Genomic DNA, 13,470 nt, shown 5'->3' with positions numbered 1-13,470 from the left:
GCTTACTGCTCTTTCCACATCCACAGCGCCGCGGCGGCAAACCAGACAATCGTCATCAGGCCGATAACCTGCTTGACCCAGTCGAGGTCTTTGGAGCCCGCCAGAAACAGCACGGATGCCAGCACCAGCAGAACCAGCGAACCGTAGCCGAAGAGGCGTGCCAGAAACTTCACTTCGGGCTTTTCGGTTATCTGCTTCTGAAGCATCGCACTGAGGATGACGTACAGCACAGCCGCCATAAACCAGCCGGGCAGCGAGACAAAATAAATCTGCACCCGTCCGGTCAGAACCAGCCAGCCGCAGATGGCCAGCGTCACAAACCAGGCCAGACCCGCGGCCCAGTTAAAGGCAATGCGGCGCTTCTCCGCGTAGTTGTCCTCCAGACCGAACTTCTTCATCAGCCAGAAATCGACAAAAATAACCGCCCCCATCGGCATCAGCAGCAGACCGTAAAAGGCGACGAAGTCCAGCAGCTTCATCGCAAAGGCGGGGAACATTCCGGCAATCGTCGCTACCGCACCGGTAAACAGAGTCACGGTAAAGCGGGAGCGTTTGGGCATGATGGCCTGAAAGGCCAGACCGGCCCGGTAAATCGTCGGGTTGGCGGTCGTCCAGCCCGCAATAATCACGCACAAAAGCCCGGCTACCCCTGCCGCCCGATAGGACAGCGGCCCGGGCAGAACCGCCGTATCGTTCGGGTTCAGATGCAGCTGATAGGCATACAGAATCGAAGCACAAATCCAGGCCATAAAATGCCCGACATACATCCCCGCCGCCGAGGCAACCCCGTACCAGGACTTGCGGGCAAACCGGAACACCGACAAATCAGACATCCCGATATGCATCGCCATATTGCAGAACCAGGCAAAGAACATCACATGCCAGAAGGTAAACTTCACCTGGCCGGGCAGCGGGTCGCCGCCCTTCCAGATATGGGTTTTGGCCAAATCCCACAAATCAGCCGCAGAACGAATGGTCACCCCCGTTACGTCAATAAACTGCTTGAGACCGACGATGCCGAATACGAGAAAGACCAGCACCATCCACGGCACAGCCAGATTGGCAAACTTGGCGACGGTCTGGTACCCGTAGGCGGCGACGATGGTAATCAGCCCGCCGACGACGGCGGAGGCAACCACCCAGCCGACGCTGTTCGGATACAAATCATTCAGGGCGGGCATCGGAAACTTAAACCAAACGCCCGCGGCGGTGGCGGAAACGGTAATCATCGCACCGGCCAGAAAGCAGAACATCACCCCGTTGGCCAGGTTGTACAGCGTCACCAGCTGCCGGCCGCAGATTTTTTCCAGCTGATAATACAGGGTCAGCCGCGCCCGTGTAGCGATGGGGGCGCACATCAGCATCCAGCTCAGAACCGCCAGAGCGTTGCCGACAATCAGACCCGCCAGCAGGTCAAAGGCGCTGACGCCGGCGGCCACAAACAACGGACCGAGCATCAGTTCGGTCCCGGCGCAGTGCTCGCCCGCATACATCCCCACAAAACTCTTAAAGCCGAGCAGAGCGCTTTGCGGCACCGGCTCCCGCTCAAACTCATCTCCTACAGAATGCTTCTGCTGCTCCTTTTCGGTCTGCATAAAGGGCCTCCTGCATCATAAGGGTTCAAAGGGTTCGCTATGAAATCCGTTTGCTGAGGACGTCCGTCTCATAGCGGCGGACTTCCTCCAGCCAGCGGCGCTCGGACGGAACATTATTTTTCAGACAATAATACTCCCAGACGGCGGGCCAGGGCATCGTCTTGAGCATCTCCATCCAGGCCAGCCGAGCCGTATAATCAAACCGCCCTTCGAATTGACGGAGCGTATCCGCCGGCTCCAGCAGGGCTATCAGCAGGGCCTTGAGCAGATTTCGCGAGCCGATGACCCAGGCGGCGATGCGGTTGATGCTCGCATCGAAAAAGTCCAGCCCGATATGAATGCGGTCCAGTCGGCCGGAGCGGACGATTTCGCGGGCGACGGCCCTCAGCTCCTCATCCAAAATCACCACATGGTCGCTGTCCCACCGCACAGGACGGCTCACGTGAAGCAAAAGGCCCGGCACAAACGCCAGCACCGAAGAGATTTTGTCGGAAATGACCTCCGTCGGATGAAAATGCCCCGCATCCAGACAAAGCAGCTTCTGACGCGAAACGGCATAGCCCAGATAAAACTCGTGCGAACCGACGGTATAGCTTTCCGCCCCGATGCCGAACAGTTTCGACTCCACTGCATCCAGATTGCATCGCGGGTCAAGCCGTTCGGCAAAGAGGGCATCCAGCGACTCCTTCAGACGTTCGCGCGGGGCCGTTCGGTCGGCGGGGATGTCCTTAAAGCCGTCGGGGATCCAGACATTGGTCACGGTCGCTGAGCCCAGCTGACGGCCCATCTCCGCCCCGATGCGCCGGCAGCGGATGCCGTGCTCAATCCAGAACTGACGAATCGCCTTGTCCGGATGGCTGAGCGTAAAACCGTCGGCGGCCTTCGGATGTGAAAAGAAAGTCGGGTTGAAATCCATTCCCATCCGCCGTTCTTTGGCCCAGTCAATCCAGGACTGGAAATGCCGCAGCTCGATTTGGTCGCGGTCCACGAACCGGCCGCCGTTATCCAGATAACAGGCGTGCAGATTGAGCCGGTGTCGGCCCGGAATCAGCGACAGGGCTTTGTCCAAATCCTCCCTCAGCTCCTCGAGGGTGCGGGCCTTGCCGGGATAATTGCCTGTGGCCTGAATGCCGCCGCCGGACAGTTCCGCACCGGCCCGCTCAAACCCGCCGACATCATCCCCCTGCCAGCAGTGAAGCGAAATCGGGATCCCGGCCAGCTGTTCGAGGGCCTTTTCCGCATCCACTCCGAGTTGGGCATACTGTTCACGGGCGAGGGCGTACGCCTGTTCAATTGTTTTTTCCATATTCTCTCTCCTGCTTACTGAATCTGCCGGCTTCGGTACGTTTCCACTTCCCAGCCCTCGATAAATCGACGGGCGGGTTCACTCATATATTCGACGCCGCCGAACGCCTTTGCCAGATGCACCACCAGCGCCCCATTCAGGGCCAGCTCGAGTGCCAGGGCCGCCTTTTTCTCTGTCGAACCCAAACCGAACACAACATTGTTCCAGACGAGAATCTGCGGCGTGCAGCCGCAGCGGCGGCGATAGTCCTCGAGGGCCTCCGGCGTCGGCTCCGCCGTCAGCGGAAACGAGCGGGCATAAACGATATGGTCGGGCGTCAGCGGGCCGGCGGGCGGCCGGAAAAAGCCCGACGCGGCAATGCCGTCGGCATCCGAACCGAAAACACTCCGAATGCGGGCAAAAGCCCCTTCGCAGTCAAAACCCTTCGGCAGCGGAGCCGGCTCCATTTTTGTTGACAGCCCCGCCCGGGCGTACTCGGCCTCCAGACGCCGGAAAATCTCCTGATACAGCTGTTCGAGCCGCTCCGGATTATCGGCGGCGACAAACACCCCGTGATTTTTCAGGAAAATCATCTCCGGCTGCCGGCCGTGTGCCTTTTCAAACCGCTCCACCTCGTTTCGAACCGCCATACAGAGCGTATAGCCCGGGTCCACATAGTCCATCCAGAGGGCGTCGGGGAAAAGCCGCTGACAGACCGCCCGGCCGTCTTTGGCGCAGGTCATCCCGTTAACCAGGGCCGGATGCGTATGAACGACATAACGGGCCGACAGCGAATCGTGAAGCGGCGACTCGACCGAAGGACGTCCGGCGGCCCCGTTCAGAACAGCCGACGCCATCACCTCCTTGACCAGCTGCTCGCGGGCGGACGGCTCCTGCGGCGGACGGGTCGTGTACAAGGCGGCCAGACGGCTGCGGCTGATGGGCACAAACAAATCGGGCCGCAATCCGGCCAGCGTGGTGCCGGAGGGCTTCACCCACAGTGTGCTTTCATTCTTGGCGGAGGTATTGCCGCCGCCCCCGCAGACATAATCCGGCGTGCCGAACCGATGCGACAGGGCTGTAATCGTCTCCAGCAAAACAGACGGCGAATCGGACACGGTATTCCTTTCAGGCATTGGGAAACTGCTTCAAAAACGTCTGCCATCCGGCACTGTGCCGGGGCTGATATTCACGAATCTCAAACGAACGGCGGATGATTTCACGCCCTTCCTCCAGCGACCGAATCCGGCCGCTTGCCCTGGCCTGCATCAGCACATTGCCGAGCACCGTCGCCTCGACGGGTCCGGTCAGGACGCGTTTGCCTGCGGCATCGGCCGTGAGCTGATTGAGCAGCTCATTCTGCGAACCGCCGCCGACAATGTGAAGCACTTCGATGGGCCGGCCGAGCAGCTCCTCCAGCCAGTCCAGCACCTGCCGGTACCGGGCGGCCAAGCTCTCCAGAATGATGCGAATCATCTGCCCTCGGCCGCCCGCCGGACGCTGCCCCGTAGACGTCAAATACTGATTGATGGCCGCGGGCATATCCTGCGGCGAAAGAAACCGGATATCATCCGGATTGACCCAGCCCGCAAACGGCTCGGCCTGCGCCGCCAGCTGCGTCAGCTCCGAAAAACTGTATTTTTCCCCCTGCTGCATCCAGCAGCGCCGGCACTCCTGCACCAGCCACAGGCCCATAATGTTCTTCAAAAGCCGAATTGTATTCTCCACACCGCCTTCGTTGGTAAAACTGCGTTCAAAGGTGCGCTGGTCAATAATCGCCTGCGGTATCTCGATGCCCATCAGACTCCAGGTGCCGCTGGACAGATACGCCCATGTCCGCCCGCTTTCGGCCGGAACGGCGGCCACCGCCGAAGCCGTATCGTGCGTGCCGACGGCAATCACGGGCACCGGCCCGCAGCCCCAGGCCTGCTGAAAAGCGGGTTTCAAGACGCCCGCCTGCGTGCCGGGCTGCATGATGTCCGGCAAAAGCGATTCCGGCAGACCAAAGGCCTCCAGCAGCCGTTTCGACCAGCGGCCGCTCTTCATATCCATCATTTGCGATGTGCTGGCAATCGTATATTCGGCGCCGATTCGGCCGGTCAGAAAATACATTATCAGGTTGGGCATAAACAGCAGCTTGGCCGCCCGCGAAAAAATCGGCTGCTGACGATACGCCAGCAATTGAAAGAGCGTATTAAACGGCATAAACTGAATGCCGGAGTGAAAATAAATTTCCCGTTTGGGCAGGATTTCGGCGGCCTTTTCAATCATCCCCTCCGTGCGGCGGTCGCGGTAATGATACGGATTTTCCAGCAGATTGCCGTCCGCATCCAGCAGGCCGAAATCCACCCCCCAGGTGTCGATGCCGATACTCCGAACAGCCGGCTGTGCCCGAAAGGCCTTGCGCAGCCCCTCCTGAACCTCACCGAACAAACGCCGGAAATCCCATCGCAGCGAGCCCTGCTCCTCGACCGGGCCGTTCTCAAAGCGGTGAACCTCCTGAATCGAAATCGTCTGTCCGTCCAGACAGGCCAGCATCACCCGTCCGCTGGAGGCGCCCAAATCCACCGCCGCATAGTACTCTTTGCCGCTCATAATCAACCTCCTATTGAGCCGTCCGAAGCAGCTGACGCTCGGCTTCCTTCGTCCAGATGCCATCGGGCATCTTCTCGGCCACCTGCGGCCATGTCCGGCAGACCTGCTCGAGCGTCATCAGGGGCATCTTTTCGAGGGCCGGATAGACCACAATCTTGCCGGACAGGGTGCGGTTTTTGACGGCCTCGATTCCGTCCGCCGCGCCGGCCATCCCGCAGACCGCATCCACCGAACAATTGGTATCCAACTGTCCGGAAAGGACTTTGTCCAGCACAATCTGCATATCGCGCAGGCGCGAACCGCTGGTGCCGAACAGATAGCACCGGTTGGCGATATAGCGGTCCAGGTCGATTTCCTGCCGGACGGCGGCGGGAATGCCCGCAAAGACATTAATCAGCGCATTGGGGCGGCTTCGGGCCACGGCATCCGCCGCCAGCGCCCCGACCGGCGCCATCAGGGCAAAATAACTGTACGTCTCCGTGTCGGGCTGCTCGGCCGTCAGCACCGAACGGTACTCGGCCGGGCGAGTCTTCAAAATCGGCCGCACCTTCTTTTCGAGCGAAGCCAGACGCGCTGCATCCAAATCCGCCGCCGCCACGGAAAGCCCCGTTCGGCCCGAACAAAGAATGCGGATAACATGCATCTGCCCCATCGGGCCGCCGGCCCCGATGACAGCCGCCCGCTCGCCGTCGCGGATTTCGCCGGTCGCCGGAATCGTACGATAACTGTCCGAGGCGTCATCCGACGTCGTGCCGATCCAGCGGGTCATCCCGTAGTGCACCCGCCCAATCCCGATGGACACGGACTGGCCGATGCGTCGGCCCCCCAGAACAATATTGATCAGGCCGCCGGCGGCCAGCTTGTCATTGAGCATCTCAATCATCTCCCGCCGGCTCCCGAAATACACAATATCATCAAAAGTCCCGTCCTCCAGTCCGGCCGGATTCTGACAGTGCGTCAGGGCAATCCCCGCCGCCCACTCGGTCGGCTGACCGGCCGGACCGCACAGCACCGCCTGCGCCGGCGGACGCGGACCGAAACTTTCACGAAGGCCCTGAATGCGGCAGCCCTCATCGACCACAACCAGCAGTCGTCCGCCCGGACGAATCGTGCGGCGCTCTTCCGTCACATAGGAACTTTCCACGCACGCCCACGGCTCTACCAGTGCCCCGGCGGAATAGGAAATATCCGCCTGAACGGGAAGAAGAAAGCTTTCGCCGCTGTCCGGGTCCACATACACCCGCTCATCGAAAAGGATGTACTGCTGGAGTGCCCCTTCAAAATTGTAGCCGATAGCCGCATTCGACGAGGCCGTCTTCAGCCAGCGGTAATCCGTCTGCACCAGCACGGTTTGCCCGACCCGATGCCGGCGGACCTTCTCGCCGACCGCCGCAATCACACACGAAATCTCATGGCCCGGCACCGTGGGTTTGGCGCCCGGACAGTAGCTGGGGATTTCCGACAGAACCGACGGGGCAATGCCGGAGAGAATCTCGCTTTTGCGGGGGTGCTTGTCAAACTGGGCCAGCAGCTTCAAATCGGAAAAGCACAGCCCCACCGCCTCCACTTTGGCCAGCACCTGATAGGGCCCCGGCTTATAAACGGGCCTGGCCGGGTTGAGCCGCAGCTGTTCGGGTCCGATTAACTCGATGGCCTGCTGAACAGACGGAATCTTCATAATCCTTCGCTTTCTTAATGAAGCATGACCTGGCCGCCGGTGACGGGCAGGGCCTGGCCGGTTTCGTATTCCTGTTCCATCAGATAATAAATCGCCTTCATCACATCGGGAGTCGTGCAGCCCCGCCCCATCGGAATCATCGCCTCATACGCCCGCCGAACATCTTCAACGGTCTTTGCACCGGGCACCTTGCCCGCCCGCAGATATTGAACAAACAGCCCGTTGTTCGGGTCCGACCAGAGCGGCCCGTCAAAGAAATTGCCCGGACAGACGGAATTGACCTTGATGCCGTCCTCGACCAGCTCGAGGGCGAACGACTGCGTCAGGCCGATGCCGCCGAACTTGCTGCCGGCATAGGCAAAATTGCGGTTGGAGCCGCGAAGACCCGATTTGGAATTGATTTGAATGATGTCGCTTCGATAGGATGCATCCGCCTGATGCTGCAGCGCCAACACAGGGGCCGCGGCCTTCACGCACAGGTAATAGCCCCTGTAATTGACCGCCGTGACAAAATCAAAATCCTTCACCGGCTGCCGCTTGACGCTGTCGGCCTTGAGCACCCCGGCATTGGAGATAAACACATCGAATCCGCCGTAATGCTGGACGGTCTGGGCAACGGCCCGGCTGACGGACTCCTCGCTGGTGACATCCGCTTTCAGTGCCAGCGCCGTCTCGGGACCGTACTGCCGATTGAGCTCATCAGCGGCCCGCCGGACACCGTCTTCGTTAATATCCAGCAGCACAACCGCGGCCCCCTGTGCGGCAAAATCCTGCGCAATCTCTAAGCCGAATCCCTGCGCCGCCCCTGTCACCAACGCAATTTTCCCCGCCGCCCGTCCCTGCATCGGACGAGGCCATGGGAGAATCTGAAAACAGCCGGCCTCCTCCACACAGACGGCCTGTATGGCCGCTCCGTTCGTCCGTTCGGCGGCCCGGCGAATCCGCTCGGCGGTCTCTTTGGGGTTGTCCCAATCCGCACAAACGGAAAACGTGCAGGCCGAACAGGTTTCCGCAAAACGAACCAGCGGAGAACAGCCGTCCCTTTTTAAAACAATCCGAAGCAGCGGAGCAATGGAAAGAATCTTTTCCGTATTCATAACACAGCTCAACCCCGACCCAATTTTTCAAAATACCGTTGCAGGACCGCCGCACCCAACCGGGCAAACCGCTCAATCTGATCACATCGCCGGGTGCCGTCGGACATTTTCTCCGGACGAACAAATCCTTCTTTCCCGTGCGCTGAAAGAAACTGATGGGCCGCCAGCACACAGGTGCCCTCCCAGAAAAGCGTTTTGACCTCTTCCGGCAGCGGCACCCCTTTCAGACAGGCCGGCTCCAGCGGCGGCTTCTCAAGCATATTGTGTTCCGTCCCGACGGTCACGGCAATTCCGGCCTGCCGAAGGGTCCGGACATACCGAACCAGCACATCCGGGCTGTTGCGAATGGAAATAAACTCCGCCATCCGATACCCCCGCTGCAGAAGGGTCTTGGCCAGTTCCTCCGGCGATGCCTCAAACTCGCAGACAGGGCTGGCCCCGTCCGCCAGAACCGGATAACAGACAATCCCGCCCAAATGCCCAATCAGCTCCTCCGCCTGCGCCGGCGATAAGAACGTTTCCGGCACAAAACAGGGCTTGCCCGCCTTCATCAAATGAGAACGAATCTCATTTTGAATCCCGACCGCATCCTGCGGAGCAGACTTGGGAGCTGTTCCGAACAGGGCCGTCAGCCGCCCGATGCGTTCCGCCGGCGGGACCTTCTCAAACAACACCTCCTGAAACGCCTGAGCAGCATGGCGCTCCTGAAGCGTGACGGTGGAGGGTTCGCATCGATGGCGGTTGACAACCCGCTGGATAACCGCCCGGTCATCCAGCTCGATAGGCAGACCGCAGCGGCGGAAATGTTCACTCAGTTTGTCAATCATCTGCCGCATCCGCTCCGCATCATTCCGGCGAATCGCCGCAAGCAGCTCCCGCCCGCGCGGATTCAGGGCCGACCAGCGGCTGATGCCCTTGCCGCACAGATACATCTTGCCGGGATTGCCCGGGTCATTGATGCGGATGCCCTTGCGCAAAAGCGGCTCATCCAGTGTGATAATCTCCGTATGAAAGAGGGGAAAAATGCCCCGCCTCCGGCAGCCCTCCGCAAAGGACTCATAGACGGTAAAATCATAATAATTGCCCGCCCCGAGCACCTTCAGCCCTTCTGCGGCGGCCTGCTCAATCGCCTCCTGAACCGTTTCGAAGGCCGAAAAATTCGGCGGCAGATGAATATGCGTGTTGAAAGCCGGCCCGGCATCCCGGCCGCCGCAGGACTGGGCGGCCTTTTCGAGCTCTTCGACAGAGCCGATTTGCCGGATAATCTCCAGTGCGTCCACAAAGCCCTCCCTATCCAACCGTTTCCGTTTCGGCGGCCATCTGGACAACCTTGCGCGGCGGCAGGTGCAGGGCCTGTTCATACACATCCTCGGCGGCCTCTTTGACGGCCTCGCTGAGCGTCGGATGGGCAAAAATCATTTCGCCCAAATCCTTCGCCTTGGCCTTCATTCCGAGCATTGCAACGGCGCTTTCGATGATTTCCGTCGCATTATGACCGACGATATGCACGCCCAGCAGCGCTCCGTCATCCCGCCGGCTGATGACCCTTGCGAAGCCGAATTCTTCGCCGACGGCCATCGCCTTGCCCAGATAGCCGATGGGAAACTGCCCGATGCGAATCGGGATATTCTGCCGACGGGCCTGCCGGCTGGTCAGTCCCACCGAGGCAATCTCCGGGAAGGTATAAACCGCATAAGGAACCGGCAGCGTATAGGCCGCCGACCTGCCGACGGCGTTTTCCGCCGCCGTGATTCCCTGAGCACTGGCGGCATGAGCCAAAAGACAAATCCCGTTGGCATCGCCGATGCAGAAAATCCCCTTGGCGGACGTCTCCATCCGTTCGTTCACACGAATAAACCCGCGGTCCGTCTGAAGGCCGACCGTCTCCAGCCCCAGCGACGGCGCATTGGGACGGCGGCCGGTCGCGATCAGCACCTTGTCGGCCTCGACAGTCTGCCCATTGGACAAAACCGCCGAAATCCCCTTCTCGCCGGCAGTCAGGGACTCTACTTTGGTGCCGGTGAAGATGCGGATGCCTCGCTGGGTGAAAAGCCGATTCAGGGTGCGGCCCAGTTCCGGCTCCATCTCCGGCAGCAGCTCCTCCATCATCTCCACCACAGTCACCTTGACGCCGTATTCGTGCATCATACAGGCAAACTCGCAACCGATTACGCCGCCGCCGACAATCAGCAGACGGCCGGGCAGTTCCTTCCAATGGAGGGCTTCATCCGAGGTGCAGATTTTTTCCGGGTCGGTCGGCCAGCCGCTGATTCGCGCCGGCACGGAACCGACCGCAAGGATGATTCGCTCCGCTGTAATCGTTTGGGTCTGCCCCCGGCCGTCGGTGATGCGAATCTTCCCGGGGCCGTCGAGGACGGCGGTCCCTTCATAAAGCCGCACCTGACGGGCGGCAAAGAGCCCTTTGATGCCGCCGCGAAGCTTGGCCAGCACCTTGTCTTTGCGTTTCTGGATTGCGGACCAGTCAAACCCGACCGAACCGTTCACCTGCACGCCGAGCGTTTCACAATGCCGAATCCGATGCAGCAGCTCCGCCGACGCCAGCAGGGCCTTGGACGGGATGCAGCCGTAGTTCAGGCAGGTGCCCCCGAGCAGATGCTTTTCAATGACGGCTGTTTTGGCCCCCAGCTGCGCGGCCTTCAGCGCCGCCACATACCCGCCCGGACCGGACCCAATCACCGCAACAGAAAAATGCTCTGTCATACTATGCTCCTGTTCAGACCTGCGCCAGCGCCTGCGGATTTTCCAGCAGATTTTTGAGTGTCTGCATAAATTGAGCCGCCAGCACACCGTCGATAATCCGATGGTCGCTGCTGAGAATCATCGTCATCAGACGGCTGGGCTTCATCAGGCCGTTCTCGACCCAGACGCCCTCGCGGACTGCCCCGACCGCCAAAATCGCCGACTCCGGCGGATTGATAATCGCCGAAAACTCCTCCACACCAAACATCCCCAGATTGGTAATGGTAAAGATGCCCTGGCCGACTCCCTCCAGTTTGCCCTGACGGGCGTTTTCCGCCAGCCGGCGGGTCCGCACGGCCAGTTCCCGCAGCGGCAGCTGATCCGCCTTCAGCAGCACCGGCACGGTCAGCCCTTCGTCCGTGCCGACGGCAATCCCGATATTTACATCCGGAAACTCAACAATTTCATTGTCCTTCAGCTGGCTGCGAAAGGCCGGGTATTGCCGAATCGCCTTCGCCGCCGCCAACACCACAAAATCATTGATGCTGCAGGGGTATTTTTCCTTGGTCTGCTTGTATGTTTCAAACAGCGGCTGGGCATGAATCGTCAGTTTGGTGTAAAAATGGGGAATATTCTGCTTGGAATACAGCAGGTTATTGGCAATCGCCCGACGCATCTTGCTCATCGATTTTCGCTGAACACCGCCGGCAGCGGGCTGCGCCTTGGCCACATCTGTGGACAAAATCCGTCCGCCCGGTCCGGAACCGACGGAAACTGCGGACAAATCAATCCCCCGCTGGGCTGCGGCCTTTCGAGCGGCAGGCGAGGCCTTGATGCGGCCGCCTTCCGCCTGCGCCGGTGCAGTCTGGACATTCTCATACGCCGGAGTTTCGACGGCCGGCGCTTCTTTGGGCTCGGCGGCGGCCGGCTGCCCGCCGGATTGACCCGCCAGATACGCCTCCACATCCGCATCGTTTTCCGCCAGATACGCCACCGGTGTCTTTACCGGCACGGTCTGGCCCTCTCGAACAACGATTTTTGCCAGCCGACCCGCCTCGACCGCCTCAACCTCCATCGTGGCCTTGTCGGTCTCTATCTCGAAAATGACCTGCCCGACGGAAATTCGGTCCCCTTCCTTGACCTTCCAGGCCAACAGGGTACCTTCCTCCATCGTTTGGCCTGCCTGCGGCATTAAAACAGGAACAACCTTTCCGGCGGGAATTGAAGAAGCAGTTTGAGGAGCCATTTTGACCTCTTTGGGCTGCGAGGGGATTTCTTTCTGTTCTGAAACAGTTTCAACTGGTTCAGATTTCTTTTCTATCTCCTTATCACAAAGCAGGTTAAGCGAAGAAGCGTCTTCGCCTTGTTCGCCGATTACAGCGGCGGCTTGCCCGCCTGCGACCCAAGCCCCCTCCGGCTCAAGAATCTTCAGAAGAAATGCATCCTGTGGACATTGAATCTCCACAATCTCATCTGCACTCTTCAGAAAGAAAAGCGGCTGCCCTTTTCGAACAGGTTTCTTTTCTTCGGCAACCCATCGGTTAATGACCGCTTCAGGAGAACGCAGTTTCCGGGGTATCTTTATCAAAAACATCCAATGTCCTTTTCAAAAAAACGCACTTAGATTTTCAAAAATATACCATTTTCTTTCATATTTCAAGCATATTTTTTCAATTTTCTGTTGATTTTATGAAAGAAAGTGTTTTAATTATACTGATAAAACGGCAGCAGTGTGAACAAAAGAATTATGATTCCCACGATTCAGCAAAGACGAGAAGGCATCCTGACCCTCGCCTACCGGCAGGGACACGTGAGCATTCGGCAGCTGGCTGAACACCTGAAGGTGTCCGAAGCAACCGTCCGACGAGACCTGCACAATCTGGCCGCCGAAGGACTGCTCGAACTGTCGCGAGGGGGCGCTGCGGTCGCGCGAAACTCCGACTACTCCTTCCTGTCCAAATCGATGCGCAACATCGAGGCCAAACGCGTCATCGCTCAGCTGGCGGCCAACCTCGTCCAGGACGGCGACCAAATCTTTATCGGCTCGGGCACAACCTGCTTTGGAATGGCCGCCCATCTGCGGGGGCGCAAGGGACTGTCCGTCATCGTCAATTCCGTCCGCACGGCCCTCGAACTTCAGTCCCCCGGCATCGATATGCTCCTGCTGGGCGGGCAGTACCGCCCCGAACGAATGGATACCGTCGGGCCGCTGGCCTCCGAAACCATCGAGCGGCTTCGGGGCTATCGGGCCTTCCTCGGCACCGACGGCATCAGCCAGGACTTCGGGCTGACCTCCATCGACATCGAAAGCGCCCATCTGCTTCGGCTGGCGGCCCGCAACGCCCGCGAATGCATCCTCCTGGCCGACAGCAGCAAATTCGACCGCCCAGCCCTCTACAAAATCATTGACCTGCAGATGCTCTCAGCCGTCATTACCGAAAAAAAACCGGAACCCAACTGGTTAGACTATTTCAACCGTCATCAAATAACCGTTCTGTATCCAAAATCTTAAAAGACGAG

10 protein-coding genes are annotated in these 13,470 nt (G+C 59.5%); 1 reads left to right on the top strand and 9 read right to left on the bottom strand.

From position 1 onward, the window contains the following. Positions 1-2: 2 nt before the first annotated feature. From PKY88_11025 to PKY88_10985, 9 genes are read right to left on the bottom strand one after another with little or no spacing between them, the layout of a single operon-like run. Positions 3-1,595, bottom strand: coding sequence for a hypothetical protein (locus PKY88_11025; protein HOQ05733.1), 1,593 nt, complete (start codon positions 1,593-1,595; stop codon positions 3-5). Positions 1,596-1,632: 37 nt separating this feature from the next. Then, the gene (locus PKY88_11020; protein ID HOQ05732.1) at positions 1,633-2,901 is read right to left on the bottom strand and encodes an L-rhamnose isomerase; all 1,269 of its coding nucleotides are present in this window, start codon (positions 2,899-2,901) and stop codon (positions 1,633-1,635) included. Between the two features lie 14 nt (positions 2,902-2,915). Then, a complete protein-coding gene (locus PKY88_11015; GenBank protein ID HOQ05731.1) occupies positions 2,916-4,016 on the bottom strand; it encodes a class II aldolase/adducin family protein in 1,101 nt (366 codons plus the stop codon). Then, positions 4,009-5,475, bottom strand: coding sequence for a rhamnulokinase family protein (locus PKY88_11010; GenBank protein ID HOQ05730.1), 1,467 nt, complete (start codon positions 5,473-5,475; stop codon positions 4,009-4,011). The genes PKY88_11015 and PKY88_11010 overlap by 8 nt, the downstream gene beginning before the upstream one ends. A gap of 10 nt (positions 5,476-5,485) precedes the next feature. Beyond that, positions 5,486-7,153, bottom strand: coding sequence for an alcohol dehydrogenase catalytic domain-containing protein (locus tag PKY88_11005; protein ID HOQ05729.1), 1,668 nt, complete (start codon positions 7,151-7,153; stop codon positions 5,486-5,488). A gap of 14 nt (positions 7,154-7,167) precedes the next feature. Next, the gene (locus PKY88_11000) at positions 7,168-8,250 is read right to left on the bottom strand and encodes an SDR family oxidoreductase (GenBank protein ID HOQ05728.1); all 1,083 of its coding nucleotides are present in this window, start codon (positions 8,248-8,250) and stop codon (positions 7,168-7,170) included. A gap of 8 nt (positions 8,251-8,258) precedes the next feature. Next, on the bottom strand, positions 8,259-9,530 hold the full coding sequence (locus tag PKY88_10995) for a hypothetical protein (GenBank protein ID HOQ05727.1): 1,272 nt from the start codon (positions 9,528-9,530) through the stop codon (positions 8,259-8,261). Positions 9,531-9,540: 10 nt separating this feature from the next. Further along, entirely contained in the window at positions 9,541-10,971 is a 1,431-nt protein-coding gene (lpdA, locus tag PKY88_10990; protein HOQ05726.1) for a dihydrolipoyl dehydrogenase, read from the bottom strand. A 13-nt stretch (positions 10,972-10,984) separates the two neighbouring features. Next, entirely contained in the window at positions 10,985-12,544 is a 1,560-nt protein-coding gene (locus PKY88_10985; protein HOQ05725.1) for a 2-oxo acid dehydrogenase subunit E2, read from the bottom strand. Between the two features lie 138 nt (positions 12,545-12,682). Between PKY88_10985 and PKY88_10980 the strand changes: the two genes are divergently transcribed. Beyond that, complete coding sequence (locus PKY88_10980) at positions 12,683-13,462, top strand: DeoR/GlpR family DNA-binding transcription regulator (GenBank protein ID HOQ05724.1); 780 nt, start codon at positions 12,683-12,685, stop codon at positions 13,460-13,462. The last annotated feature ends 8 nt before the right edge of the window (positions 13,463-13,470 follow it).

This window comes from Anaerohalosphaeraceae bacterium (genome assembly GCA_035378985.1).
Classification (GTDB): Bacteria; Planctomycetota; Phycisphaerae; order Sedimentisphaerales; family Anaerohalosphaeraceae; genus JAHDQI01.
Note: the sequence above shows the minus strand (reverse complement) of the source record. Positions and strands in the feature narration are given on the sequence as shown.